Below are 25,417 nucleotides of genomic sequence, written 5' to 3'. Positions count from 1 at the left end.
ACCAGCGAGCAGAAGCTGTTGAGCTTTAGTTGCTCGCTGCGTTTTTTAGTTGATTTGCGATCGCAAATACCGGAATTTAAGCTGCAACTAAAGCATCTTTGAGTGGCTTCCAGCTAAAAGCTCGATCGCCCCCCATCTCAACTGCTATTTTAACTCGCGGTTCTAACGTCGGCAAAACAGTCAAATACTCAATCTCCTGACTCGACAAAATCTGCCCTTCAATAATCCACAGCACCAGTCCTTTTGCTTTAGGTGGCAAATTGTCTAATTGAGTTTTCAACATCGGCGGCAGGTAGTACGTATAACCCACAGCCGATTCATTGCCAGTAGTTTTTTTGCCCAAATGCGGTGGCCGCACCCCGTGAACCCCGGTCAAATACATCGCCAAATCACCCAAACCCCGCGCCGAAATCGTGTACGCACCGTAGCCCGCAGCCCTCAGCCGCCGCAGGTAGCGCCCCTCAAATCCTCCCTCTAAAGGAACGTACAGGGCCAGCGACCCCGACTTTTCCAAATCCCGAATTAGATCCGATCCCGTCGTAATCAGTCCCATAAATTTGTGTTTCCTGCTGTATCAAAATTTGGTCGATCGCTGCTTGCGAGCTGGAAATATTATAAATCCTAAAGTTGAGCCGAAAAATTCTCATCGTGGCCTTGACAAACGGCAAACACTTCATGTACTATTGTGAATTGTCGCCGTAAAGGATACTAAGTGGTTTGCTGCTCAAGTCCTGGCGCAAACAAGCAAGACCGAGACAAAACTCGGAGATAAAGCCGGTAAAAAGCCGCGAATCTCAACCCTTGCAAGACTTCCACAAGCTCGCTCCCAAATTTAAAACTCAAATTTTAAACACCGAGGAAAGCTGTTGGTTGATAACAGTTAATTGCAGGAACACTGAAATAAATGTTTCTGCACAAGAGCAAGCGGATTGACGTAAATTTCGCAATCCGAAACCTCTTGCGTAAATAAAAGGAAGAAAATCCGTGTCTGTAGGCATTCTTGGCACTAAACTAGGCATGACTCAAGTGTTTGACGACCAAGGGAGAGCCATCCCCGTCACCGTCATACAAGCAGGGCCTTGTACAGTAACTCAAATCAAAACAAAACAAACTGACGGCTACGGTGCCGTTCAAGTTGGATACAACGAAGTTAAACCAAAGGCTCTCAACAAGCCAGAACTAGGACACCTTGCCAAGTCGGGGGCGAATCCATTGCGCCACTTGCAGGAATACCGATTGGAAGACACCAGTTCCTTTGAATTAGGTCAACAACTAAAAGCAGATACCTTTACACCGGGACAAATAGTAGATGTCATCGGTACCAGCATCGGTAAAGGTTTTGCAGGTTTTCAAAAGCGCCACAACTTTAAACGAGGCCCCATGTCTCACGGTTCCAAGAACCACCGCGAGCCTGGATCGATCGGGCCTGGAACTACTCCGGGTCGCGTTTATCCTGGGAAAAGAATGGCAGGACGTATGGGCAACGTTCAAGTCACCGTCCGCAAACTAACAATTGTCCGGGTGGATACCGAGCAGAATTTGCTGCTAATTAAGGGAGCAGTTCCCGGCAAAGCTGGCGCCTTAGTCAATGTTGTGCCTGAGAAAAAAGTAGGACGTTAGTCAGTAGTCATTAGTCAGTAGTCAGCAGTCAGTAGATAGTGGTTGGCCGTTAGTAGCAAGCAATAACTAAGAACTAAAAGCTGAAAACTAAGAGCTGAAAACTAAGACCTGAGAACAGACAACAGACGACAGACAACAGACAACAGACAACTAACAACAGACAACTAACAACAGACAAAGGACAAAAGATATGGTTAATTGTGTAGTGCGAAATTGGCAAGGCGAAGAAGTTGGAGAAACAACTTTAGAACTGCGCGTAGCCAAAGAAGAAAATGCGTCTCACATCGTTCACAGAGCATTGACGCGGCAACTGAATAACGCTCGTCAAGGAAATGCTTGCACCAAAACTCGATCGGAAGTCAGAGGCGGTGGCCGCAAACCCTGGCGTCAAAAAGGCACCGGCCGAGCCAGAGCAGGTTCGATCCGTTCTCCGCTGTGGCGGGGCGGCGGTGTCATCTTCGGACCAAAACCGAGAGACTTTGAAGTCAAAATGAACAAAAAGGAACGCCGTCTCGCTTTGCGGACAGCATTCCAAAGTCGCACCGAAGACATCATTGTGGTTGAAGAATTTGCAGAGCAATTTCCGAGACCGAAAAGCAAAGAATTGTTGAGTGCGATCGCCCGCTGGGGTATCGAACCCGATACAAAAGTTCTGTTAATCTTGCCAGAACCGCAACCAAACGTCTACTTATCAGGACGCAACATCGAATTAGTAAACGTCATCTTGGCAACCTCCCTGAATGTTTACGACGTTCTCGCGGCTGACAAAATTATCGTTACATCTACAGCCATAGCTAAAATTCAGGAGATTTACGGTGAGTAAAATCGACCCCCGCGACTACGCAGATTTGATCCAGCGTCCGATTCTCACCGAGAAAGCTACCCGAATGATGGAATTAAATCAATTCACATTCGACGTAGCCCCCAAAGCGACCAAGCCTCAAATCAAAGCTGCAATCGAAGAACTATTTAAGGTCAAAGTCATCGGCGTCAACACCCAAAACCCGCCGCGCAAAAAGCGTCGAGTTGGCAAATTCGTCGGCTTTAAACCTTGTTACAAGCGAGCAACCGTAACTCTGACCGACGGAGACTCGATCCGCAAACTCCTATTCCCAGAAGTCTAGACGATTTTGGATTTTAGATTTTAGATTTTAGATTTTAAATTGCGGTTAACTGGTGGAAATTCTCGAACCAGAAAACTCGTAAGTTAACCAAAGATCGCCAATCTTCAACCTAAAATCTAAAATCGATAAACGTCAAATCCAAAATCCAAAATCCAAAATCTAAAATAGATCGATTATGGGCATCCGTTCTTACCGACCTTATACCTCCAGCACCCGAGAACAAACCGTCTCGGACTTCGCTGAAATTACCAGATCAGAGCCAGAAAAGTCTCTAACCAGCAATAAGCACACCAAACAAGGCCGCAACAACCGAGGCGTCATCACCTGTCGCCACCGGGGAGGCGGTCACAAACGGCTGTATAGAGACATCGACTTCCGCCGCGACAAACACAGCATTCCCGCTACCGTCAAGGCGATCGAGTATGACCCCAATCGCAACGCCCGCATCGCCCTCGTGTTCTACAAAGACGGCGAAAAACGGTACATCTTGCACCCGCTCAACTTAAACGTCGGTACAGTAATTGTCTCAGGCCCAGACGCGCCGATCGAGATCGGCAACGCCCTCCCCCTGAAGAACATTCCCCTTGGTACCAGCATCCACAACGTCGAGCTAGTACCCGGAAAAGGCGGACAAATCGTTCGCTCCGCCGGCTCCAGCGCTCAGCTAATGGCAAAAGAAGGTAGCTACGTCACCCTCAAACTGCCATCCGGCGAACAGCGCAAAGTCCGCGCCGACTGCTACGCCACCATCGGTCAAGTCGGCAACACCGACGCCAGAAACATCAGCCTGGGTAAAGCAGGTCGCACCCGCTGGAAAGGTCGCAGACCCACCGTTCGCGGTAGTGTCATGAACCCGGTAGACCACCCGCACGGCGGTGGCGAAGGCAGAGCTCCCATCGGACGTCCGGGGCCTGTCACTCCTTGGGGTAAACCAGCATTGGGTGCAAAAACTCGACGCAAAAACAAGCGCAGCGACGCTTTAATCGTCCGCCGCCGCCGCAAAGCTTCCAAGCGCGGCAAGGGCGGCAGACAAAGTTAAGGAAGAAGGAAGAAGGAAGAAGGAAGAAGGAAGAAGGAAGAAGGAACAACAAAAAAGTTTTCCGCGCTCTTTTATTCCTCCGACTTTCTTCCCAATTCAATTCCAACTGCTAATTACTAATTACAAAAATCATGTCTCGATCGCTAAAAAAAGGGCCTTTTGTCGCAGATGCTCTGATGACAAAAATCGAAAAACTCAACGCCGCCGGCCAAAAACAAGTAATTAAAACTTGGTCGCGATCTTCCACAATCCTGCCCCAAATGGTAGGCCACACGATCGCCGTTCACAACGGCAGACAGCACGTACCCGTCTACCTCACAGACCAAATGGTAGGTCACAAACTCGGAGAATTTTCCCCCACTCGCACCTTTAGAGGTCACGCGAAAAGTGGTGATAAAAAGGCAAAAAGATAGCCGAATTAGGTGACAGGTAATAGGTGATCGGACAAACTTTTTCCCAATTACCAATTACCTTTTTCCCAATTACCAATTACCAATTACCCAATCGAAATGGTTATAGATACCACATCCGAAATTAAGGCGATCGCCCGTTACATCAGAACATCCCCCTTCAAAGTGCGCCGAGTCCTCGACCAAATTCGCGGCAAAAGCTACCAAGAAGCGCTGATTTTACTCGAATTCATGCCCTACCGCGCCTGCGAACCAATCGTCAAAGTTTTGCGATCGGCAGTAGCAAACGCCGAACACAACGCAGGATTGGATAAATCCAAGCTGGTAGTTTCTCAAGCTTACGCAGACCAAGGCCCAGTCCTCAAACGCTTTAGACCTCGCGCTCAAGGTCGCGCCTACCAAATCCGCAAGCCAACCTGTCACATTACCGTAGTAGTAGCTCCGCTTGTAGAAAACTAAACCAGGGAAGAACGTAAGAGGTAATAAACAGCTTAAAGTTGAAAAAAATGGGTAATCACCAATTACCAATTACCAATTACCAATTACCAATTACCAATTAACTCATCAACTATTATGGGCCAAAAAATACATCCAATTGGTTTTCGCCTCGGCATTACCCAAGAGCACCGCTCTCGCTGGTTTGCTGATCCCAAAAACTATCCAGAACTCTTGCAAGAAGACTATAAAATTCGCAAGTACGTTCGTAAAACCCTCAGCAATGCTGGGATTTCCTCGGTCAGAATTGAGCGGAAAGCCGATCAAATCGACCTAGAAGTGTTCACCGCCAGACCAGGCGTTGTCGTAGGCCGGGGCGGAGCAGGCATCGAAACCTTGCGCGTCGGTTTGCAGCAGCAACTCGGTAGCAACCGCCAAATCCGCATCAACGTCGTCGAAGTCCAGCGAGTAGACGCCGATGCCACATTGATCGCGGAATACATCGCTCAGCAACTAGAACGGCGCGTATCCTTCCGCCGAGTCGTCCGCCAAGCAATCACCCGCGCCCAAAAAGTCGGCATCCAAGGCATCAAAATTCAAGTCAGTGGACGCCTCAACGGTGCAGAAATTGCCCGTACCGAATGGACACGGGAAGGAAGAGTCCCCTTGCACACGCTGCGGGCAGACATCGACTACTCCTACTGCACTGCTCAAACCATCTACGGTATTCTGGGCATTAAAGTTTGGGTTTTCAAAGGCGAAATTATTCCCGGACAGGAACAAGAGGCTGCACCAAATGCAGCAGTGCCCCGCACCAAACAAAAGCGCCGCCGCCAGAACTTTGAAGATCGATCGAACGAAGGCTAGCTAATTGTTAACTGTTAGTTGTCATTTGTTAAGTGTGAGTTGTTCCAAACCAATTAGCAATTAGCAATCACCAATTACCAATTACCAATTACCAATTACCCAACTCCCAAAGCCATGTTAAGCCCTAAAAGAACGAAATTCCGCAAACAACAGCGCGGGCGAATGAGCGGTATTGCCACCCGCGGCAATACAGTTAGCTTTGGCGACTTCGCGCTCCAAGCTGTCGAACCTGCCTGGATCACTTCTCGCCAAATAGAAGCCGGACGGCGCGCCATGACCCGCTATATCCGCCGGGGCGGCAAAATCTGGATTCGCATTTTTCCCGACAAACCAGTCACCCAGCGGGCAGCAGAAACCCGGATGGGTTCCGGTAAAGGTAATCCTGAGTTTTGGGTTGCCGTTGTCAAACCCGGCCGGGTAATGTTTGAAATTGGCGGCGTAAGTGAAGAAACTGCCCGCGAAGCAATGCGTTTGGCATCTTTCAAATTACCAATTAAAACCAAGTTCATCACTCGCGAAGAAGACCAGTCATAGCGAAGAGCGAAGGTAGAATTAGGTCTGTATTAATCAGCATTTTAAACGGCTACAGCAATTTAAAATCTGGCTTTCATAACTTTTCTTTCCTTCGACCTTCAGCCAAGCGAGACAATTCTGTCTTCTGTCATACCGCTCGCTAACGAGAAAGCACACAATTATGTCTTTGACCAAGATTAAAGAAGCTAGAGAATTAAGCGATGCTGCAGTAGCAGAGCAAATTTTAGCCGTCAAGCGCCAACTAATGGAATTGCGGCTTCAGCAAGCTACGGGCCGCATGGAAAAGCCTCACCTGTTCAAGCACGCCAAACACCGGCTAGCTCAATTGATGACAGTTGAACGCGAGCGCCAAATCGTTGCTGAGAAAGAAGCTGCAGCAGCAAAATTAGCCGCATCTAAACAGGTAGGACAGCCTGCTGCAACCGCAGCAGTCAGCCAAGAGTCAGAAGCAGCCGAGCCGACGATCGCACAGTAGCTAAAAATAGTCAATTGCACAACAAAAATAGGTAGCTATGGCAATTAAAGAACGAGTTGGCGTAGTAGTGAGCGACAAGATGGATAAAACCGTCGTGGTAGCAATCGAAAACCGCTCCTCCCACACCAAATACGGCAAAATCGTAGTCCGCACCAAGCGGTACAAAGCTCATGACGAAGAAAATCAGTGCAAATCGGGCGATCGTGTCCGCATCACTGAAACTCGCCCACTGAGCAAAACCAAACGTTGGACGGTTGCTGAGATTTTCGGGACAAAAAACGGCTAACAGTTAATTGCGATATCGCGATCGCCCGATCGGTACTTGATTAATCAATTAGTCGTCAACAGTCAACAGTTAACAGTCAACAGTTAACAGTCAACAGTTAACAGTCAACAATCACCATGATTCAACCCCAGACATACCTCAATGTCGCCGACAATAGCGGAGCCCGCAAACTGATGTGCATCCGCGTATTGGGAGGCGGCAACCGTCGCTACGGCGGAGTCGGCGATGTCATCATTGCCGTCGTCAAAGACGCCATCCCCAATATGGCCGTCAAAAAATCCGATGTCGTTCGGGCTGTCATTGTCAGAACCCGCAAAGGTTTGCGCCGCGACAGTGGCATGAGCATTCGTTTTGACGATAACGCCGCCGTTATTATCAACGTAGACGGCAACCCCAAAGGCACTCGCGTCTTCGGCCCCGTCGCCCGCGAATTGCGCGACAAAAACTTTACTAAAATCGTTTCCTTAGCCCCGGAGGTACTTTAAAATGTACGGAAAAAAGGGTAAACCAACTAGCGAGCCGCAGCGCTACAGAATGCACGTCAAAGCAGGCGATACCGTGCAAATAATTACTGGCAAAGAGAAAGGAAAAGTCGGAGAAATCTTAAAGACATATCCTAAAGTCAGTAAAGTAATTGTTAAAGGTGTAAACATCAGAACAAAGCACGTCAAGCCCCAGCAAGAGGGAGAGTCCGGGAAAATACTGACGTTTGAGGCTCCCATTCACAGCTCAAATGTCATGCACTATTCCGAAAAAGAAAAAATAGCTAGCCGCGTTTGCTATACATTTAGCGAAGATGGCCGGAAACTGCGACAGCTCAAAAAAACTGGAGAAATCCTCGATAATTAGTCATTAGTCATCAGTCATTAGTCATCAGTCATCAGTCATTAGACAAATGCTTTCCTGACAACAGTCAACGGACGGACAACTGACAACGGACAACTGACAACGGACAACTGACAACTAATAATTCCCTGACCAAGCCCAGGGACAGTTAACGAAACACAAAAACTATGCCGGACAAACTCAAAGTTCTTTATCAAGGAAAAATCGTTCCCACACTGATGGATCAGTTTAAATATACTAATATCCATCAGGTGCCCAAACTCGTCAAAGTCACAGTGAACCGAGGTTTGGGAGAAGCATCTCAAAACGCTAAGGCACTGGATTCGTCGATCAACGAAATTAGCATCATCACCGGGCAAAAACCAGTGGTAACGCGGGCGAAAAAAGCGATCGCAGGCTTCAAAATCCGCAAAGGAGTACCCGTCGGCGTTATGGTGACGCTGCGCGGCGATCGGATGTACGATTTTCTCGATCGGCTGATCAACCTCGCACTCCCCCGAATTCGCGACTTCCGCGGCATCAGCCCCAAAAGCTTCGACGGACGCGGCAACTACAGCTTGGGTCTGAGAGAACAGCTAATTTTTCCAGAAATAGAATATGACCGCATCGATCAAATTCGAGGCATGGACATTTCAATTATCACCACAGCAAACACCGACGAAGAAGGACGCGCCTTGCTTAAAGAAATGGGAATGCCGTTCCGGGACAACTAAGCACTAGAGTAAGAAGCAAAAGATGGCAGCTAACGATACCATAGCAGATATGTTGACGCGCATTCGCAATTCTTGCATGGCGCGCCACCAAACAACGCAAATTCCAGCTACAAAAATGACCCGCAGCATCGCCCAAGTCCTCAAAAGTGAAGGCTTTATCAGCGAATTTGAAGAAGCAGAACCAGAAGGGATCAAGCGACATTTAGTGCTTTCTCTAAAGTACAAAGGTAAAACTCGCAAGCCCATTATCACGGCACTTAAGCGAGTCAGCAAACCAGGACTGCGCGTTTACTCGAACCGTAAAGAATTGCCCAGAGTATTAGGCGGAATTGGCATAGCCATTATTTCCACCTCCAGTGGCATTATGACGGATAGAGAAGCTCGACGCCAAGGTTTGGGCGGTGAAGTGCTTTGTTATGTTTGGTAGTCATTAGTCATTAGTCATTAGTCACTGGTCGTTGGCAAGAGACTCAAAAATCAATAACTAAGGACTAATAACTAAGCACTAATAATCAAGGACTAATAACTAAAAACAAAGGACAAAAAAACTATGTCGCGAATTGGCAAGCGTCCGATTAGCATCCCCACGAAAGTCACCGTCACCCTAGACGGCCAAAAAGTAGCCGTCAAAGGGCCCAAAGGTGAACTTTCCCGAGTGATTCCAGCCGAAATCATCATGGGGATTGAAGGCGAGACTTTACTCGTTACCCGCCGAGACGAATCTCGCGTCGCCAGACAACTGCACGGCTTGTGCCGCACCCTAGTCGCCAACATGGTCGAAGGTGTATCAGAAGGTTTTCAGCGGCGTCTCGAAATTATCGGCACAGGTTATCGGGCACAGGTTCAAGGACGGAACCTGATTTTAAACGTCGGTTACAGCAAACCCGTTGAAATGCCCCCTCCCGAAGGCATCACAATGGCAGTTGAAGGCAACACCAACGTCATTGTCTCCGGCATTGACAAAGAACTCGTAGGCAATACAGCAGCCCGCATCCGCGCGGTGCGTCCGCCCGAAGTCTACAAGGGCAAAGGCATTCGCTACAGCGGCGAAGTCGTCCGGCGCAAAGCTGGTAAAACAGGCAAAACAGGTAAGAAGTAACAATGAAGCTTACTCGCAAAGAATCAGTCCAGCGCAGACACCGCCGTGTTCGGCGCAAGGTGTTCGGCACCTCCGAACGTCCCAGACTAGCGGTATTTCGCTCAGATCAGCACATCTACGCTCAAGTAATCGACGACACCGCCCAGCACACTTTGGCCGCCGCGTCAACCCTCGATCCCGAATTGAAGTCAACTCTCAGTTCTGGCGGCAACTGCTCCGCGAGCGTGCAAGTCGGTCAGTTGATTGCCAAACGCTGTTCCAGCGCTGGCATAGTCAAAGTCGTATTCGATCGGGGGGGCAACCTCTATCACGGTCGTGTTAAAGCCCTCGCAGAAGCAGCTCGCGAAGCGGGGTTAGACTTCTAGAGGGGGTAATGGGTAGCGGGTAATGAGTAATTAAAAAGTAAAAAGTCAAAAGTTGAAAGTTAAAAGGCAAAATCCAGATTTCTTCTATTTTTACTTTTTACTCAAACAATTACCACTTGCCGATCGCCTTTCACCAATTACTAATTCCCACAGGACAAAACTATGGCAGAACAAAAAGAACAGCGCAACAAGAAAAAAAGCAGCAGCAACAACAAAGGGCGCGAAAAAGAATCCGAATGGCAAGAACGGGTTGTTCAGATTCGGCGCGTTACCAAAGTAGTCAAAGGTGGTAAAAAACTCAGCTTCCGCGCCATAGTCATTATTGGCAACGAACGCGGTCAAGTTGGAGTAGGAGTCGGCAAAGCTAGCGACGTAATCGGTGCCGTTAAAAAAGGCGTCGCTGACGGCAAAAAGCACCTAATTGAAGTCCCCCTCACCAAATCTAACTCCATCCCTCACCCCATCAACGGTGACGGTGGCGGAGCTAAAGTGATGATGCGGCCGGCCGCTCCAGGAACCGGGGTAATTGCAGGGGGAGCAGTGCGAACTGTTCTCGAACTAGCAGGAGTCCGCAACATCTTAGCCAAACAGCTAGGTTCTGGAAATCCCTTAAACAACGCCAGAGCCGCAGTCAATGCCCTCTCCACCCTCCGCACCTTGTCCGAAGTTGCTCAAGAGCGCGGAATTCCAGTAGAAAATCTCTACGGTTAGGGCACGCGAGAATGGGAAACTGTAAGTTTTGAGTGTTAAGTGCTTGCGGTGAAAATAAAAAAATCCGCAACTTAAAACTCACGCACTCAAAACTACTGCATACCCCTCTCTAAATACCAATTACCAATTACCAATTACTAAAACTATGAGATTGCAAGACGCCCGACCCAAAGCAGGCTCCCAAAAGCGCCCCCGACGCTTGGGCAGAGGTATTTCTGCCGGTCAAGGCGCGAGCTCCGGCAAAGGGATGCGCGGTCAAAAATCTAGAGCCGGTAGCGGCACTAGACCCGGTTTTGAAGGAGGTCAAAATCCTCTCTACCGCCGTCTCCCCAAGTTGAAAAGCTTCCCTCTAGTGAACCGGAAAGAGTACACTACCATTAATGTGAGTAAATTAGCATCGCTGCCAGCAAACACCGAAGTTACTCTCACCTCTCTGATCCAAGCAAAAATTGTCACCACAGACGACGGGCCGCTGAAAATCTTAGGAGATGGCGAACTGAATGTACCTTTGCAAGTGCGCGCCTCGGCTTTTACCGCAGGTGCTCGCACCAAAATTGAAGCTGCAGGCGGAAGTTGCGAATTAGTTGCGTGAAGATTTGAGGTTTGAGAGTCTGTCCAAATCTCAAATCCTCAAGCTTGCTATCAGAAAATGATTTAGTCGAAAATCCCAAATCTAAAATCCAAAATCGTAACTATGGACGTTAGTAGAGAGAAAGCGCCAACTGCACAAGAGACGTTCATGCAGATGGCTCAAGCTGCTGGTTTGCGAGGCCGCATCCTCGTAACCGTTGGCTTACTGATTTTAGTACGCCTGGGTGTCCACTTGCCAGTCCCCGGCATCGATCGAGTCGCCTTTGCCCAAAACGTCCAAAATAGCCCTTTAATTGGCTTTCTGGACTTGTTTTCCGGAGGCGGCTTGTCAGCGTTGGGGATTTTCGCGTTGGGGATTTTGCCCTACATTAATGCTTCAATTATTGTGCAACTTCTAACTGCGGCTCTGCCAAGCTTAGAAGACTTGCAGAAAAATGAAGGAGAAGCAGGGCGACGCAAAATTTCTCAAATTACTCGCTACGTTTCATTGGGCTGGGCAATTCTGCAAAGTATTGGCATTGCGATTTGGGTCAGCCCTTTTGCTCAATCTCCAGCGCCTTTATTCATAGCACAAACTGCTTTGGCTCTGACAGCCGGCTCAATGTTTGTGATGTGGATATCGGAAGTGGTGACGGAACGAGGTATCGGGAACGGAGCGTCGCTCCTGATTTTTATCAATATTGTGTCGGTATTGCCGCGCTCTTTGGGACAAACTTTTGAATTGGCTCAAAGTGGGGACACGCAAGTTGTCGGCCGCGTAGTCGTTCTGCTGCTGGTCTTTTTGGTAACGATTGTTGGGATTGTTTTTGTTCAGGAAGGTACTCGCCGCATTCCGATTATTTCGGCACGTCGCCAAGTCGGCCGCAAAGTTTATCGGGAGAGCCGGAGTTATCTGCCCCTGCGCTTGAATCAAGGCGGAGTGATGCCGATTATTTTTGCATCTTCGGTGTTGATTGTGCCTTCTTTCCTCGCTCAGTCTCTCAATAACCCGTTTTTGGTTCAAGTTGCTAATGTTTTGAGTCCGAACGGCCCTGCCCCTTGGGCTTACGCGCTGTTTTATCTAACTTTGATTCTGTTCTTCAGCTATTTCTACGCTTCGTTGATTGTAAACCCCGTAGATATGTCTCAGAACTTGAAGAAAATGGGCGCTAGCATTCCTGGAATTCGTCCGGGTCAGAAAACGAGTGATTATGTGGAGAAGGTTTTGAACCGTTTGACTTTCTTGGGAGCGATTTTTCTCGGTCTGGTGGCTATTGTACCAACTGCTGTAGAAAGCGCGATCGGTGTGCAAACTTTTAGAGGTTTTGGCGCAACTTCCCTACTGATTCTAGTAGGTGTGGCGATCGAAACTGCTAAGCAAATTCAAACTTACGTCATCTCGCAGCGATATGAAGGAATGGTGAAGTAATCGTAATGCAATTTATTTTCATGGGGCCTCCAGGGGCGGGAAAGGGAACTCAGGCTCAGATATTAGCCGCTCTTTGGAAAATACCCCACATTTCTACGGGCGAAATCCTACGCGCCTGCGTGGTGGCTAAAACTGCCTTGGGCATAAAGGCGCAAGCTTACATGGACAGGGGTGAGTTGGTTCCCGACCAATTGCTGATGGATATCGTACAGGAACGCTTGAATGAACCGGACGCGAATGCGGGCTGGATTCTCGACGGCTTTCCCCGCACTGTTTCCCAGGCAACGTTTTTAGACAAACTGCTGCAGGAGCTTAGCGGTGCCGAGGAGAGTACATCAAACCCGAAATTTGGTCTCAAAGCTGTTAATCTCGACGTGCCTGACGACATTTTGGTGTCTCGCCTGCTGTCGCGGGGCCGCCAGGATGACAATGAGGAGACGATCCGCCGCCGGTTGCAAGTTTATCGCGAGCAAACTGAGCCTTTGATTGATTTTTACAGCGGCCGTCAACAATTAGTTGCGGTTGATGGCGATCGAGCAATGGAATTAGTCACCGCAGAACTCCAACAATCTCTCTGTGGCGACTCTTGAACCCTCTCAATACAGCTTGTTACTCACCAGCTTTTGCTAAGATATGTTAACTAGGAGCTTTTTGTGCTATCAGGTTTTGTGAGGGTTGCTAGAAACAGGATTGAACTCGATACTAATTGCCAGAACTTTACTCAAGGAAAGCCAAAGTGAGCGGTTAATTGAGTCTTTAAGTCGATCGAGTCGCCCTAATTATTGCCCCCCGTTCCCGTTTGACTCCTACCAGTAAATAGGTTTTGAGACCAACGCCGGGACACTCCTAGTTAATCAAATGTAGAGTTGAGGTAAATACCAAATTGTCTAAGCAAGATTTAATTGAAATGGAAGGGACAGTGACGGAATCCCTGCCCAATGCGATGTTTCGCGTTGACCTAGATAACGGGTTTAACGTGCTGGCTCACATTTCCGGCAAGATCCGCCGCAACTACATCAAAATTCTGCCTGGCGATCGCGTCAAAGTAGAATTGACTCCCTATGACTTGACCAAAGGCAGGATTACTTATCGCCTTCGGAAAAAATAGGCTTAGATAAAACTTTCTAAAAACTAATTCTAAGTTTAATTTAGAGAGAATTTGGTAAAAAGCTTCAAATTTATGCTATAATGCTACGTTTGTAGTGTTGCCGAGAAGGGCGTCAACAACCTACCGATGTACCGGGTTAAGTCATTGTTACACCGTAAAAGTATCGCTCGCCAACACTCTGGCACAGGCGAACTTTACCCAGCAATGGGAGTGGGTGCAAGCGGGCTCCTTCATGAAACAACCCGCACTTTATACAATTTAATCGAGGAGAGGTCTACACCTTGCCCAGCCTCTCCTCCCACCGCTCTACGGGCAGTCCCAGCGTGCCTGCTCTCCGGTAGAGCGGGGTTCTCCAGGCAGGAAGAAAGATGAAAGTTCGAGCATCTGTCAAAAAAATTTGTGAGAAATGTCGCGTCATCCGCCGTCGCGGTCGAGTGATGGTGATATGCACTAACCCGAAACACAAACAACGCCAAGGTTAGAAAAAACGAAGATTGGGCACTGCACGCAGGTGCATCCTAATTGAACATTGTAGCCAAACAGGAAAACTAGGGAGACAAAAAGTGTGGCACGGATTGCCGGGGTAGACCTTCCACGCGATAAGCGCGTCGAAATAGGTCTGACATACATTTACGGAATAGGCTTGTCGCGGGCCCAAAAAATTATCGCTGCAACAGGCGTAAATCCTGACACTCGCGTCAAGGATTTAACAGAGGCCGACGTGACAGCTCTGCGGGCTCATGTAGAAACCACATACCAAATCGAAGGAGACCTCCGGCGCTGGGAGTCAATGAACATCAAGCGCCTGATGGACATCGGAACTTATCGCGGTAGGCGTCACCGTTTGGGTCTGCCGGTGCGGGGACAACGAACCCGTACCAACGCCAGAACCCGTCGTGGCGTCCGCCGAACAGTTGCGGGCAAGAAAAAGGCACCTTCCAAGAAGTAACATCTTTTTGGGAAAAATACGCTGGGGGCTGCTGGCTCCTAGCGCTTCGGGACATTAGTTGAGAGAAACGTTAAAGAGACTAATATGGCGCGACAACAAACAGGCAAGAAATCTGGTGCAAAAAAGCAGAAACGGAATGTACCCAATGGGGTAGGCTACATCCAGTCTACCTTTAACAACACGATAGTAACTATTACCGACCTCAACGGCGAAGTCATATCCTGGGCATCGGCAGGTTCTAGCGGTTTTAAAGGAGCTAAAAAGGGAACTCCCTTTGCAGCTCAAACAGCAGCAGAAAGTGCGGCCCGCAGAGCCAACGACCAAGGAATGCGCCAAATAGAAGTAATGGTCAGCGGGCCGGGAGCAGGTAGAGAAACTGCAATCCGGGCGCTGCAAGGGGCGGGACTGGAAATCACCCTGATTAGAGATGTTACCCCAATTCCTCACAACGGCTGTCGCCCTCCCAAGCGGCGTAGAGTCTAAAACGATTTGAGATTTTAGATTTTAGATTTTGGATAATGGCTAACTGCTTAAAGTCAAAAACTAATGGTTCTAACTGTTGCCCCGTCCATCCAAAATCCGAAATCCGTTCAGGGGTATGCTCTGCAATCTAAAATCCAAAATCAAAAATCCAAAGTGGAAAAGGGAGGTCACTCCGTGGCGCAGTTTCAAATTGAATGTATAGAGTCTAACACTGACAAAGACCGCAGTCAGTACGGAAAATTTGTCCTGGAACCGCTCGATCGCGGTCAAGGAACAACTGTTGGGAATGCGCTTCGGCGAGTTTTGCTGTCAAATTTGGAAGGAACAGCAGTAACTTCAGTCCGAATCGCGGGCGTCAATCACGAGTTTGCCACGATCGAAGGGGTACGTGAGGATGTTCTAGAAATTCTCCTGAACATGAAAGAGGTGGTTCTCAAAACTCATTCTCAGCAGCCGCAAATCGGAAGGTTGCGGATTGAGGGGCCTGTCACAGTTACAGCCGATCGATTCGATTTGCCCTCAGAGGTGGAATTGATCGATCGCTCCCAGTACATTGCAACTCTCTCGCCCGGCTCAGTTCTGGAAATGGAATTCAGAATTGAAAAAGGCATCGGATACCGAGCAGTAGACCGCAGTCGCGATGATGGATCGGCTTTGGATTTTCTCCAAATTGACGCCATCTTTATGCCGATTCGCAGAGTCAACTACAGCGTTGAAGATGCTAGGGTAGGCGGCACGGTCGAGAAAGACCGGCTGATTATGGAAATCTGGACTGATGGCAGTGTGACGCCTCAAGAAGCTTTGAGTCAATCTGCCCACATCCTGGTAGATTTATTTGCACCTCTCAAAGACATCACCCAAGATTCTCTAAAACCAGAGTATCCCGGTGAAGCCGATCCTACTAGCCAAATTCCGATCGAAGAATTGCAGTTGTCCGTCCGGGCTTACAACTGTCTCAAGCGGGCTCAGATCAACTCAGTCGCAGACTTATTGGATTATACCCAAGAAGACTTGCTCGAGATCAAGAACTTCGGGCAGAAGTCTGCAGAAGAAGTGATTGAAGCTTTACAAAAACGCTTGGGCATTACCTTGCCACAGGAAAAATCAGCTAAAAGTTAATCAACGGGTAACGGGTCAAAAAGTTTTGAATTTTAAGTAGGTGAGTTTTTAAGTTAAAGAATTCACCGCTCAAAACTCGCGGACTATCCCGGCACCCAATTACCAATTACCAATTACCAACTGCTATGCGTCACCGCTGTCGCGTTCCCCAACTCAGCAAACCGGCTGACCAGCGCCGCGCCCTACTGCGCTCGCTGACCACCGAATTAATCCGCCACGGTAAAATCACTACCACTCTAGCCCGCGCCAAAGCGCTGCGCTCAGAGGCGGACAGGATGATTACCCTGGCGAAAGATGGCTCCTTGGCCGCTCGCCGCCAAGCTATGGGCTATATCTACGATAAACAGTTAGTACACGCCTTGTTTGAGGCGGCACAAGAACGGTACGGATCGCGCAACGGCGGCTACACCCGCGTCGTGCGAACAGTCCCCCGTCAGGGAGACAATTCCGAAATGGCGATCGTTGAACTGGTTTAATTCAATTTTGGGTTGGAGATTTTTGATTTATGACTGACAATCCAAAATCCCCAATCGAAAATCCCCAATCGATACAGCGCGTTGCTCTAGTAATCCAATACCTCGGCACTAACTTTCACGGTTGGCAGCGACAGCCGAACCAACGTACAGTACAAGAAGAAATTGAAACAGCAATATCGACTGTTCTGGAACGCCCGGTAACGCTGCACGCTGCTGGGAGAACCGATGCGGGAGTTCACGCTGCTGCTCAAGTAGCCCATTTTGACGCCCACGGCCCAATTCCGGCTCACCGTTGGGCAAGCGTTCTCAACTCTCGACTGGCAAAAGATATTTTAATTCGAGCTTCGGCAAAGGTGGAACCTACCTGGCACGCTCGGTTCTCAGCCAGTTGGCGGCGCTATCGCTACACCCTTTATACAGACCCGACACCTAATTTGTTTGTGCGTCCTTTTGCTTGGCACTGCTATCACGCTCCTGTGGATGAATCTTTGATTCAGACAGCATTGACACCGCTCATCGGGCGGCATCACCTGGCTGCTTTCCACCGCGCTGGTTCTGCCCGCCCCCATTCCTGGGTGGACGTACAAGCGGCAGAGTGTCAGCGTTCTGGGCCTCTTATCTATATAGAGGTTCAGGCAAGCGGGTTTCTGTACGGGATGATGCGGCTGCTGGTGGGGTTGCTGGTGCAGGTGGGTCGAGGGGAAAGGCAGATCGACAATTTCACAGATATCTGGGTCAACGAACGCCGAGAAATGGTAAAATATGCCGCCCCCGCTCAAGGTTTGTGCCTGCTGCGGGTTGGCTATTCAGAATTTCCCTTTCCCCCAGAGGTCTGGTACGACACTCAGCCAAAATTAGTCATTAGTCATTAGTCATTAGTCATTAGTCATTAGTCATTAGTCATTAGGTAACTACTAATAAAAAACTAAGGACAACTAACAATTAAAAACTGACAACTGACAACTGACAACTGACAACTAACAACAGTTAACAGTTAATAGACAACTCACCATAAACAATGAACAAAACTTACGTCCCTACTCAAGACTCCCTAGAGCACAAGTGGTACGTGGTCGATGCCGCCGACCAGCGGCTGGGCCGTCTGGCAACTGAAGTTGCCATGTACCTCCGGGGGAAACACAAACCGACTTACACTCCTTCTATGGATACCGGCGACTTCGTAATTGTCATCAATGCTGACAAAATCGCTGTTACTGGCAAAAAACGCACCCAGAAAATCTACCGCCGCCATTCTGGAAGACCGGGCGGCATGAAAACAGAAACTTTTGCCAAATTGCAAGCACGTTTGCCCGAAAGAATTGTCGAAGAAGCTATACGAGGAATGCTGCCTCACACTTCTCTGGGCAGACAACTGTTTACTAAACTGAAGGTGTACGCTGGCCCCAACCACCCGCACCAAGCTCAAAAACCAGAAGAATTAATTGTTCACACGATTCCGGGAGGAAATGAGTAATGCAAGCAACAGATACCGGCCGCGCTGTGTACTGGGGTACCGGTCGCCGCAAATGTTCAGTAGCGCGGGTGCGCTTGGTTCCCGGCACTGGCATACTGACTGTCAATGGTAAAGAGGGGGATTTGTACCTGCAATTCAATCCTACTTATTTGGCTCTGGCTAAAGCCCCTCTGGAAACTTTGGGTCTGGAAAATGAGTACGACATTTTGGTAAAAGTCGAAGGCGGTGGCTTGACAGGTCAAGCTGACTCGATTCGCCTAGGTGTCGCTAGAGCACTTTGTCAATTAGACCCGGACAACCGCAAGCCTCTGAAGACTGAGGGCTATTTGACTCGCGACCCGCGGGCCAAAGAACGGAAAAAGTACGGTTTGCGGAAAGCTCGCAAAGCTCCTCAATACTCGAAGCGGTAATCGAGGGAAGTTCGGCAACGGATTTTTTAACGGATGTAACGGATGTAATGGAAGTTCGGCAACGGATTTTTTAACGGATGTAACGGATGTTCGGATTGACGGATTGACGGAAGAAGGAAGAAGGAAGAAGGAAGAAGGAAGGAAGGAAGAAAAGGCAAGAATCATTCAGATTTTATCTGCCTTTTTTCAAGTTTATTTCCGATTCCTGATTCCTGGTTCCAAAAGGTATAAGACAAAATTGGTGCTGTTGTTGGTTTAGAAGTCCTGCGGCAGCTAAAATGGTTGTAAAGTCAAAAATTAGAGAGTAAAAAACAATGGCAAAAGATGGCATTCACCCTGAGTGGTATCCCGAATCTCAGGTTTATTGCAACGGGGAACTCGTGATGACTGTGGGTTCCACTAGACCAAAGCTTCAAGTTGATGTCTGGTCGGGAAATCATCCTTTTTATACTGGCACTCAGAAGATTATTGATACTGAAGGTCGTGTGGAGCGCTTTATGCGGAAATACGGCATGACCGAGGTAGAAATGCCGAAGGCAGATGCTTCCTCTGGACCGCTGAAAATGGAAGATCCGAAAGCAGATGCTGCTAAGGCTGCTGGTAAAGGCAAAAAGAAGAAGTAGCCGGATTGTCATTTGTCCGCAGTTTGTTGAGAGTAGTTCTTTCTACTGGCAACTTACCGCCCTCGGATTTTAGATTTTAGATTGAAGACTTGCTACGGCTGGCAGTTGACTTCGATCGAGTAGAGTTCGATCCTAACTGCTCTTGAGTTCTAAAATCTAAAATCTAAAATCTAAAATCGATCCGCCCTCGCATTGGAGAGTTGAGATTGAAGACTTGCTACGGCTGGCAGTTGAGTTCGATCGAGATTCTATACCAACTGTGCTTCAAATCTAAAATCTAAAATCTAAAATCTAAAATCGATTGACAAAGGACAACTGACAATGGCTGAATCTTATTTGCTGGATAAATTGAAGTCGGTAGAGCAAACTTTTAATGAGCTGACTCGCCGCATGGCTGACCCGGATGTGGCTAGGGACAATCAAGAGTTTCAACGGGTAGCGAAAGCTCGATCGTCCTTGGAGGAAGTGGTCGATACTTTTGCTCTGTGGAAAACCACTCAGGAAGATTTGGTGAGCACGCGACAGGTTCTCAAGGAAGCCGCGGGCGATCGAGATATGCAAGAAATGGCTGCGCTGGAAGTTCAGGAACTTGAGTCGAAGCTGGAGAATTTGGAAAGTCGTTTGAAGGTTTTGCTGCTCCCCCGCGACCCGAACGATGACAAGAATATTATGCTGGAAATTCGGGCGGGTACTGGCGGAGATGAGGCTAGTATTTGGGCGGGAGATTTGCTGCGGCTGTATTCGCGCTACGCTCAAACTCAAGGCTGGCAGGTGAAGTTGGTGAGCGAGTCGCTGGCGGAAATGGGCGGCTTTAAAGAGGTGATTCTGGAAGTTACGGGCGACAGCGTTTACAGCAAGCTGAAGTTTGAGGCTGGGGTACACCGGGTGCAGCGAGTGCCTGTGACTGAGGCTGGCGGCCGGGTGCATACTTCGACGGCGACGGTGGCTGTGATGCCGGAGGTTGACGATGTGGAGATTCACATCGATCCGAAGGATATTGAGATGAGCACGGCTCGATCGGGCGGTGCTGGCGGCCAAAACGTGAACAAGGTGGAAACTGCGGCGGATTTGTTTCACAAGCCGACGGGAATTCGGATTTTCTGTACTGAGGAGCGCAGTCAGTTGCAGAATAAGGAGCGGGCGATGCAGATTTTGCGGGCTAAGCTCTATGAGATGAAGTTGCGGGAGCAGCAGGATGAGGTGAAGTCGCGGCGTTTGGCTCAGGTTGGTACTGGTTCGCGATCGGAGAAGATTCGCACCTACAACTATAAGGACAATCGGGCTACGGACCACCGTTTGGGGGAGAATTTCTCGCTCAATAGTGTTTTGGAAGGGGATATTGAGGAGATTATTCAAACTTGCATTTCTCAGGATCAGCAGGAACGTTTGGTTGAGTTGGCTGCTTCTACTAATTGATGGAGTGATGGGGGGCTAGGCGCATTGTTTGCTCAGCCTCAGTGCCCTTGTTACGCGGGATATCTGGTTGAGTAGGGCTTCCCAAATTACATCGGCGATCGCCACTGGATATTTGAAATGTTCGAGGTCGTATTGTACAATGACTTCTAGGGGTGCTAGGATTTGCTGGTTTCGACAACTGGCAATTGCTGCGATCGCCTCTTGTTCCCATCTGGCAAATAGTCTGTAGCTGAAAAAGGAACTGCATTTTTGTCCTTTCTTGTTCAGGTAAACAACTATTACTTGATGTTGTTTGGGGTAAACTTTGACTATGCGGTTGACGGGCATTCTCAGGGCTTCGGCTGCTTCTATTTTGGAGATTTGCCAGCACTTGGGTTTTAGCCAACCGGAGGCTGTAAGGCTCTGGCGTGTGTGGCTTGTCTTGCGTGTCCTGCGTGTGCGTCTATTAGTCATTTTTTCGGACTCCTAAATCGTGAGGGGTACTCCGATACAGCGGTACTAAATTTATACTTTTAATTTTAGAGTAAACTTACTTGTGTGTCAACCCTGACAAGTAAACGATTCAATCGTTAAATGATAATGATTTATAAACTGACCAGTTTACTTATAGGTACGGTCGAGTAGCTTTTAAGTCGTGAACATCCAAAATAGACAAAAACTTAGTGAAATTATCAAAACGGCCCGTGGCTCTATGAGCCAACGAGCGTTTGGCAAGCTTTTGGGGGTTTCTGCGACTGCTGTGCAATTGTGGGAAAGGGGCGATACTGTTCCAGAAACGGAAAACTTGGCTAAAATTGCTGCGAGAGCTGGTTATTCGCTGGAAGAGTTTCTCAGCTTTTTGGATGGCAATCCAGTCTCGCAAGCCCCAGAAATTAACGATATTGTCAAAAAAATTCAGTTTTTGCCTCTGAGTCAGGTGGCGCTAATTGGCAAAGCTGTAGCGGATAGATTCGCTGCATCGGCTGAAGCTGCTGGGGAATGAGTATTAGATAGATTTATCTGTAAACTAGGAGTTGTGTTTATCTGGTGACTAATACTGTGGACGCAGAAGCTAGGAAAAAACTGAGCGAAGTTGTTAAGCTAGCGCGTGGCTCCATGAGTTTTAGCGCTTTTGGCAGACTGTTGGGAGTCTCTGGGGCTGCTGTTCAGTATTGGGAAAAAGGACAAGTGCTCCCGGATACGAAAAATTTGACGCAGATTGCGGCAAGAGCGGGCTTTACGATGGAAGAGTTAATGGCCCATCTAGAAGGCAAGCCAATGCCGGAACCTGTCAATACCAACGACTTGCTTAAAAAAATTCAATGTATGCCGATCGCAGATTTGGCGGTAATTGTCCGAGCGGGCGTGGAGCGGCTGGCTAATGCTGCTGAGTCTTCAGGGAAATATAGTTGAGCGGTGTTTGCCCGATCGCCCTTATGAAAAAAGCACTCGCCCTATCCCTGACTCAATATGTCTAAAAACTCTTGGACAATGCGATCGGGTTCTTCTGTGCATCTGTTAGCGTCGCAATAGTGGATGATACTGATACCGTGAGATGCAAACAGGCGATCGCGCGTTTCATCTTTTTCTGTGTCGGGATGCCATATTTCCAGAATACCCCATTTGCCTTGGTGAAATATGAGGAAATCTGGTTCTTGGTTTTGTCGGCCTGCGGGTGTTGTGAGGCGGGCTTTGGAGTTGGGGAAAAAGAGGGTGTTTGTGCGATCGAGCGCTTCGGCTATTTTTACTTGTTCTTGGCTGTGAAAGCGCAAATCATTCCAGTGATAAATGCGTTCTCTTATGCTCGACAATATTCCCTGGTTATGTGCATCTTCAGCCTTGATAATTTCATCTGATACTGTATGATAATCAGATAGAATTGCACCGTGTAAATCTGCTGATGAATCTGATTCACTTAAATTTGCAAATGATAGTTTTGCTCCGCTTAAGTTAGCACCGCTGAGATTAACTCCAATTACTTGAGTTCGATGTAATGTCACTTGATGTCGCCGCAAGTATCGTTTTATAACTGCTTTAATATTATTTTTTTTTACTTTTTCTTTAAAAGCGTCTGAGAGTAACTTCCAGAGTTTATAGCCAGCCGCTTTAATATATTCATCATCATATTTAGAAAGTTTAGCAATTTCCTCATAAGACTGTCTGCCTTCCCAGGACTGTTTGAAGATTAGCTCTTGCACGTCGTTTAACTGTTCGTCGTCATCTAGGACTGTTTCGACAATGGCGAGAGCTTCATCCACAGTCATAGGTTAAATCCTCTTAAAGGTAGTGTCCGAGTTGAGGTTGTGCTGGCATGGTTTATGACACTTTGACCGTGCGCGCACATTGCTGTGGATAGATTTTAGCACAATCTCCAAGATGTTGCTACTATTTCTAACTTTTTGTCACTTTTGATCACTGACAAAGATGAAGTTGACTCATTATAATACTTAAATGTCAGCAAATGGCTGGCGTTCATATTTACAAATTACCGTAGCATAGGAGTTAACAAAAGTGAGTTTACCATACAACCTTGCCGAGACTATTCGGAATATTATGGCTACTTTGGCTTTGGCTCAAGGAATTTTATCCCCCTCACAGGTTTCGGATATTCCCAACTCGACAATAATAGCTCAATTTGAAGAGCAAATCGGAATAGCAGACCAGGCAGAAAGAGAGAGAGTAGAAAGGGAACTAAAAAAAGTAAAATCAAGTCAATCGACTATGCTAGAGATAGCTAAAGAAACAGGCTATGGTAGCGGTAATTATGGCGGATAAAGCAATTTTGATTAATTTTTACCAGTAGACACAACCATCAGGGGATTGAGTGGCAATTCCCCTGATTACCTAATCAAGGAAAGTATCAATGTGGATTTTAATTTTAATTGTGCTGGCTGTAGTTGTCTACTTCGTGGTGTCACAAGCATCAAGCAGTAATCAAGCTAGTAAGGCATCGAGTAGGACTCAAGCTAGTAAAGCATCAAGCCAGAATTACACTAATCAAGTAGATTATTCAAATCTTGAAGTAATATCACTTGACAGCAGCGTGTCTATTCACTATAACTACACACACCTTCGTGACCTACTAGCAGAGGGCAAATGGAAAGAAGCTGACGAAGAAACAGGGAAGATGATGATCAGGGTATCTGCTGTAACAGCCCATAAAAAATTGGCGTCTGAAGAATATGATCTCGTTATTAGTGAAAGTCGGTTCAACCCGGCAGCAGCCGAACACGTACCTTGTGAAGACCTTTGTACTATAGATCGACTTTGGCTTAAATATAGTAATGGTCGCTTTGGGTTTAGTGTACAAAGACGAATTATATCAGAATTAGGAGAGGATGAACTATCCATTCTGTCTGACAAAACAAGTGGAAGTCGAAATTATAGCAGCCGATTTGTTCAGCAACCTTCTTGTACATTAAGCCATAACTTCCTTAAACGCATAGGATGGCACACTAAATTCAGTGACGGCAGTGACGGTAATACAATAGATTATAACGATCTTACTTTTGCAATCGAAGCTCCATATGGGCATCTTCCCACAGCAAATTATGGGGAGGGAGGATTATATAATCCGTCAAAAAGCCTGAATCAAGCTGTCTCCCTCTATGTCTTGAATAGGTTTTCAATTTGCGGTATTGCTCTGTAGTCAAAAGCTTTGTAACATAAACTTGTTGACATACTTGTAAAGAACATGGAATTGAGTTACGATCGCCCCTTCACTCCTAAAAGTGATCGCACCTCATCACCCTCACCTTTCTACAACCTTCTCCCATCGCCTGCTTTAAAAGTTTTTAAAGCCCGATCGCCCTTAACAAATAAGAAAAAGCGCGATCGCTCAATCGTCCCTTAAAGCCGACAGTGTTAAGGAATGAAAATCCGACCAACTCCTATATAGTTTTCGATGTAAAGTACAAGCTCAATCAAGCGATCGACACATTGCTCCCGATAGTCACGCTCAGCCACTCGATCGATGTTTCCGAGAGTAACAACAGGTAGCGAAGTTGGTGAACTTTCTTCACGAATAACTTGCTCTAACGAATCTGTTCCTTTCATACTGCGATTTGCTGTCAGCAGAATCATCTGGTTATCTTGAGCAAATCGCCAAACAATTCGATCGCTACTATTAATTGGTAACTGAACTTCTTCAAAAATCACGAAGCGAATCGATAGTAAATCAAGCCAACCTCCGGCAGTTATGCTGCCAAAAAGCATGAGAGCTTGCCCCTCAATATTATGGTCAATTATAAAAATCATCAGCTTGATACAGCAAGTCTAGCTTTTCGTGCCTGAAGTTTTGCCCAAGCTGCCTGTCGCTCGGGCTTTGGCGGCATTCCTGCAATCTGAGCGAGTCGATCGCGATTGCGATCTTCCCAATACTGCCGGATTTCTTCTGCCTGTTGCAAAACTATTTGATACTCTGCCTCTACTTCAGTACGATTTGTTTCAATATAGGACATTGCTGCGTTGAATTGTTCGTCGGTTATGTAAAACTGATTGTGGATTAGCTTGGGTGGATAGCCAGCGCAGATGTAATCCATCAGTTGATAAAGTGTAATCCGCGTACCTGCGATCGTGAGTCCGCGCTCGGTGCGAATAATGGTTGATGATTTTCCGCTTGATACCGAAGTCATAGTTGTAACCTTTAAGGGATTATCTTCATTTTACCTTACTGTATCGACTCATAAATTCTCGCCCTTCCATTCAAAGCCCTTCCACTCCATCATACTTTCAAAGATTCTTGCTGATGTTCCCTATAAGGAACCCCATAAGCAGTATACAGGGCTATTTCATTCTAAACAACTCCTTAATTAGTTTAAGGCCAAATCCCGCCAGACGTTGGGCTTGAGCCATATT

The 25,417-nt window shown here is 47.6% G+C and carries 40 protein-coding genes; 35 read left to right on the top strand and 5 right to left on the bottom strand.

Translation table 11 applies throughout. The annotated features are described in order from the left end of the window. Nucleotides 1-76 precede the first annotated feature (76 nt). Nucleotides 77-553, bottom strand: a complete 477-nt coding sequence (locus Q5691_RS15800) for an NAD(P)H-quinone oxidoreductase subunit N (protein WP_333345561.1) — start codon at nt 551-553, stop codon at nt 77-79. Nucleotides 554-984: 431 nt separating this feature from the next. Between Q5691_RS15800 and rplC the strand changes: the two genes are divergently transcribed. The 31 genes from rplC (at nt 985) to prfA (ending at nt 20,581) form a co-directional block, all read left to right on the top strand. Then, nucleotides 985-1,620 (top strand): 50S ribosomal protein L3, encoded by a 636-nt coding sequence (gene rplC / locus Q5691_RS15795; protein WP_190657996.1) that lies wholly within the window; start codon nt 985-987, stop codon nt 1,618-1,620. Between the two features lie 190 nt (nt 1,621-1,810). Next, nucleotides 1,811-2,443, top strand: coding sequence for a 50S ribosomal protein L4 (gene rplD, locus Q5691_RS15790; RefSeq protein WP_190657994.1), 633 nt, complete (start codon nt 1,811-1,813; stop codon nt 2,441-2,443). Next, nucleotides 2,436-2,744: a 50S ribosomal protein L23 gene (locus tag Q5691_RS15785; protein WP_006634999.1), complete on the top strand. Its 309-nt coding sequence runs from the start codon at nt 2,436-2,438 to the stop codon at nt 2,742-2,744. Before rplD ends, Q5691_RS15785 begins: the two co-directional genes overlap by 8 nt. A gap of 175 nt (nt 2,745-2,919) precedes the next feature. Continuing rightward, the gene (rplB, locus tag Q5691_RS15780; protein WP_333045754.1) at nt 2,920-3,783 is read left to right on the top strand and encodes a 50S ribosomal protein L2; all 864 of its coding nucleotides are present in this window, start codon (nt 2,920-2,922) and stop codon (nt 3,781-3,783) included. 131 nt (nt 3,784-3,914) lie between these two features. Continuing rightward, on the top strand, nt 3,915-4,196 hold the full coding sequence (rpsS, locus tag Q5691_RS15775; protein WP_006634997.1) for a 30S ribosomal protein S19: 282 nt from the start codon (nt 3,915-3,917) through the stop codon (nt 4,194-4,196). A gap of 96 nt (nt 4,197-4,292) precedes the next feature. Continuing rightward, entirely contained in the window at nt 4,293-4,652 is a 360-nt protein-coding gene (rplV, locus tag Q5691_RS15770; RefSeq protein ID WP_006634996.1) for a 50S ribosomal protein L22, read from the top strand. Between the two features lie 114 nt (nt 4,653-4,766). Continuing rightward, entirely contained in the window at nt 4,767-5,495 is a 729-nt protein-coding gene (gene rpsC, locus Q5691_RS15765; protein ID WP_242719701.1) for a 30S ribosomal protein S3, read from the top strand. A 114-nt stretch (nt 5,496-5,609) separates the two neighbouring features. Next, entirely contained in the window at nt 5,610-6,029 is a 420-nt protein-coding gene (gene rplP, locus Q5691_RS15760; protein ID WP_333082091.1) for a 50S ribosomal protein L16, read from the top strand. Nucleotides 6,030-6,189: 160 nt separating this feature from the next. Beyond that, a complete protein-coding gene (gene rpmC / locus Q5691_RS15755) occupies nt 6,190-6,504 on the top strand; it encodes a 50S ribosomal protein L29 (protein ID WP_333212632.1) in 315 nt (104 codons plus the stop codon). Nucleotides 6,505-6,541: 37 nt separating this feature from the next. Further along, nucleotides 6,542-6,790, top strand: a complete 249-nt coding sequence (rpsQ, locus tag Q5691_RS15750) for a 30S ribosomal protein S17 (RefSeq protein ID WP_006634992.1) — start codon at nt 6,542-6,544, stop codon at nt 6,788-6,790. Between the two features lie 116 nt (nt 6,791-6,906). Continuing rightward, the gene (gene rplN / locus Q5691_RS15745; RefSeq protein ID WP_006634991.1) at nt 6,907-7,275 is read left to right on the top strand and encodes a 50S ribosomal protein L14; all 369 of its coding nucleotides are present in this window, start codon (nt 6,907-6,909) and stop codon (nt 7,273-7,275) included. 1 nt (nt 7,276) lies between these two features. Next, entirely contained in the window at nt 7,277-7,639 is a 363-nt protein-coding gene (gene rplX / locus Q5691_RS15740) for a 50S ribosomal protein L24 (RefSeq protein ID WP_333212630.1), read from the top strand. Nucleotides 7,640-7,803: 164 nt separating this feature from the next. Next, nucleotides 7,804-8,349, top strand: a complete 546-nt coding sequence (gene rplE / locus Q5691_RS15735; protein WP_333082089.1) for a 50S ribosomal protein L5 — start codon at nt 7,804-7,806, stop codon at nt 8,347-8,349. Nucleotides 8,350-8,371: 22 nt separating this feature from the next. Then, complete coding sequence (gene rpsH, locus Q5691_RS15730) at nt 8,372-8,776, top strand: 30S ribosomal protein S8 (RefSeq protein ID WP_332978141.1); 405 nt, start codon at nt 8,372-8,374, stop codon at nt 8,774-8,776. A gap of 123 nt (nt 8,777-8,899) precedes the next feature. Beyond that, nucleotides 8,900-9,448, top strand: coding sequence for a 50S ribosomal protein L6 (gene rplF, locus Q5691_RS15725; protein ID WP_333345559.1), 549 nt, complete (start codon nt 8,900-8,902; stop codon nt 9,446-9,448). A gap of 2 nt (nt 9,449-9,450) precedes the next feature. After that, entirely contained in the window at nt 9,451-9,813 is a 363-nt protein-coding gene (gene rplR, locus Q5691_RS15720; RefSeq protein WP_333101803.1) for a 50S ribosomal protein L18, read from the top strand. A 162-nt stretch (nt 9,814-9,975) separates the two neighbouring features. Then, nucleotides 9,976-10,524, top strand: coding sequence for a 30S ribosomal protein S5 (gene rpsE / locus Q5691_RS15715; RefSeq protein ID WP_190745441.1), 549 nt, complete (start codon nt 9,976-9,978; stop codon nt 10,522-10,524). 145 nt (nt 10,525-10,669) lie between these two features. Next, nucleotides 10,670-11,116: a 50S ribosomal protein L15 gene (rplO, locus tag Q5691_RS15710; protein ID WP_006634984.1), complete on the top strand. Its 447-nt coding sequence runs from the start codon at nt 10,670-10,672 to the stop codon at nt 11,114-11,116. A 102-nt stretch (nt 11,117-11,218) separates the two neighbouring features. Continuing rightward, nucleotides 11,219-12,523 carry a preprotein translocase subunit SecY gene (secY, locus tag Q5691_RS15705; RefSeq protein ID WP_333082087.1) on the top strand — a complete coding sequence of 435 codons (1,305 nt, stop codon included), beginning with the start codon at nt 11,219-11,221 and terminating at the stop codon, nt 12,521-12,523. Between the two features lie 5 nt (nt 12,524-12,528). Next, nucleotides 12,529-13,113, top strand: a complete 585-nt coding sequence (locus tag Q5691_RS15700) for an adenylate kinase (protein ID WP_333310945.1) — start codon at nt 12,529-12,531, stop codon at nt 13,111-13,113. A gap of 293 nt (nt 13,114-13,406) precedes the next feature. After that, nucleotides 13,407-13,631 carry a translation initiation factor IF-1 gene (gene infA / locus Q5691_RS15695; protein ID WP_006276978.1) on the top strand — a complete coding sequence of 75 codons (225 nt, stop codon included), beginning with the start codon at nt 13,407-13,409 and terminating at the stop codon, nt 13,629-13,631. A 368-nt stretch (nt 13,632-13,999) separates the two neighbouring features. Further along, entirely contained in the window at nt 14,000-14,113 is a 114-nt protein-coding gene (rpmJ, locus tag Q5691_RS15690) for a 50S ribosomal protein L36 (protein WP_015178722.1), read from the top strand. Nucleotides 14,114-14,196: 83 nt separating this feature from the next. After that, nucleotides 14,197-14,580, top strand: a complete 384-nt coding sequence (gene rpsM / locus Q5691_RS15685) for a 30S ribosomal protein S13 (RefSeq protein ID WP_006634981.1) — start codon at nt 14,197-14,199, stop codon at nt 14,578-14,580. 84 nt (nt 14,581-14,664) lie between these two features. Then, nucleotides 14,665-15,063, top strand: coding sequence for a 30S ribosomal protein S11 (gene rpsK / locus Q5691_RS15680; RefSeq protein ID WP_006634980.1), 399 nt, complete (start codon nt 14,665-14,667; stop codon nt 15,061-15,063). Nucleotides 15,064-15,237: 174 nt separating this feature from the next. Next, the gene (locus Q5691_RS15675) at nt 15,238-16,182 is read left to right on the top strand and encodes a DNA-directed RNA polymerase subunit alpha (protein WP_332958426.1); all 945 of its coding nucleotides are present in this window, start codon (nt 15,238-15,240) and stop codon (nt 16,180-16,182) included. Nucleotides 16,183-16,307: 125 nt separating this feature from the next. Continuing rightward, the gene (gene rplQ, locus Q5691_RS15670) at nt 16,308-16,658 is read left to right on the top strand and encodes a 50S ribosomal protein L17 (protein WP_242719721.1); all 351 of its coding nucleotides are present in this window, start codon (nt 16,308-16,310) and stop codon (nt 16,656-16,658) included. 29 nt (nt 16,659-16,687) lie between these two features. Then, complete coding sequence (gene truA / locus Q5691_RS15665) at nt 16,688-17,530, top strand: tRNA pseudouridine(38-40) synthase TruA (RefSeq protein ID WP_333212626.1); 843 nt, start codon at nt 16,688-16,690, stop codon at nt 17,528-17,530. 146 nt (nt 17,531-17,676) lie between these two features. After that, nucleotides 17,677-18,132, top strand: a complete 456-nt coding sequence (gene rplM, locus Q5691_RS15660; RefSeq protein WP_015178725.1) for a 50S ribosomal protein L13 — start codon at nt 17,677-17,679, stop codon at nt 18,130-18,132. Next, on the top strand, nt 18,132-18,542 hold the full coding sequence (gene rpsI / locus Q5691_RS15655; protein ID WP_106147490.1) for a 30S ribosomal protein S9: 411 nt from the start codon (nt 18,132-18,134) through the stop codon (nt 18,540-18,542). The genes rplM and rpsI overlap by 1 nt, the downstream gene beginning before the upstream one ends. 314 nt (nt 18,543-18,856) lie before the next feature. Beyond that, nucleotides 18,857-19,165: a 50S ribosomal protein L31 gene (gene rpmE, locus Q5691_RS15650; protein WP_333059812.1), complete on the top strand. Its 309-nt coding sequence runs from the start codon at nt 18,857-18,859 to the stop codon at nt 19,163-19,165. 321 nt (nt 19,166-19,486) lie between these two features. Then, a complete protein-coding gene (prfA, locus tag Q5691_RS15645) occupies nt 19,487-20,581 on the top strand; it encodes a peptide chain release factor 1 (RefSeq protein WP_333345557.1) in 1,095 nt (364 codons plus the stop codon). 15 nt (nt 20,582-20,596) lie between these two features. On the opposite strand, the gene Q5691_RS15640 is transcribed toward prfA, so the two are convergent. Next, nucleotides 20,597-21,034: a hypothetical protein gene (locus tag Q5691_RS15640; protein WP_333345555.1), complete on the bottom strand. Its 438-nt coding sequence runs from the start codon at nt 21,032-21,034 to the stop codon at nt 20,597-20,599. Nucleotides 21,035-21,272: 238 nt separating this feature from the next. On the opposite strand from Q5691_RS15640, the gene Q5691_RS15635 reads away from it, so the two are divergent. After that, on the top strand, nt 21,273-21,563 hold the full coding sequence (locus Q5691_RS15635; RefSeq protein ID WP_199297830.1) for a helix-turn-helix domain-containing protein: 291 nt from the start codon (nt 21,273-21,275) through the stop codon (nt 21,561-21,563). 44 nt (nt 21,564-21,607) lie between these two features. Next, a complete protein-coding gene (locus tag Q5691_RS15630) occupies nt 21,608-21,973 on the top strand; it encodes a helix-turn-helix transcriptional regulator (protein ID WP_333212623.1) in 366 nt (121 codons plus the stop codon). Nucleotides 21,974-22,014: 41 nt separating this feature from the next. Here Q5691_RS15630 and Q5691_RS15625 read toward each other — a convergent pair whose 3' ends face one another. Further along, nucleotides 22,015-22,824 (bottom strand): pentapeptide repeat-containing protein, encoded by an 810-nt coding sequence (locus Q5691_RS15625; RefSeq protein ID WP_333345552.1) that lies wholly within the window; start codon nt 22,822-22,824, stop codon nt 22,015-22,017. Between the two features lie 247 nt (nt 22,825-23,071). Here Q5691_RS15625 and Q5691_RS15620 point away from each other — a divergent pair, with 247 nt between their 5' ends. Together Q5691_RS15620 and Q5691_RS15615 are read left to right on the top strand one after the other, a co-directional pair. Beyond that, a complete protein-coding gene (locus Q5691_RS15620; RefSeq protein WP_333310933.1) occupies nt 23,072-23,335 on the top strand; it encodes a hypothetical protein in 264 nt (87 codons plus the stop codon). Between the two features lie 88 nt (nt 23,336-23,423). Further along, nucleotides 23,424-24,209 (top strand): GUN4 domain-containing protein, encoded by a 786-nt coding sequence (locus Q5691_RS15615; RefSeq protein WP_333345550.1) that lies wholly within the window; start codon nt 23,424-23,426, stop codon nt 24,207-24,209. 215 nt (nt 24,210-24,424) lie between these two features. Here Q5691_RS15615 and Q5691_RS15610 read toward each other — a convergent pair whose 3' ends face one another. Then, on the bottom strand, nt 24,425-24,817 hold the full coding sequence (locus tag Q5691_RS15610) for an ACP S-malonyltransferase (protein ID WP_333147654.1): 393 nt from the start codon (nt 24,815-24,817) through the stop codon (nt 24,425-24,427). Then, nucleotides 24,817-25,194, bottom strand: coding sequence for a DUF433 domain-containing protein (locus tag Q5691_RS15605; RefSeq protein ID WP_333345548.1), 378 nt, complete (start codon nt 25,192-25,194; stop codon nt 24,817-24,819). The genes Q5691_RS15610 and Q5691_RS15605 overlap by 1 nt, the downstream gene beginning before the upstream one ends. Between the last annotated feature and the right edge of the window lie 223 nt (nt 25,195-25,417).

Origin of the sequence: Microcoleus sp. w1-18aA5 (assembly GCF_036701705.1) — a bacterium.
GTDB lineage: Bacteria > Cyanobacteriota > Cyanobacteriia > Cyanobacteriales > Microcoleaceae > Microcoleus.
This window is presented reverse-complemented; position numbering and strand designations above follow the sequence as displayed.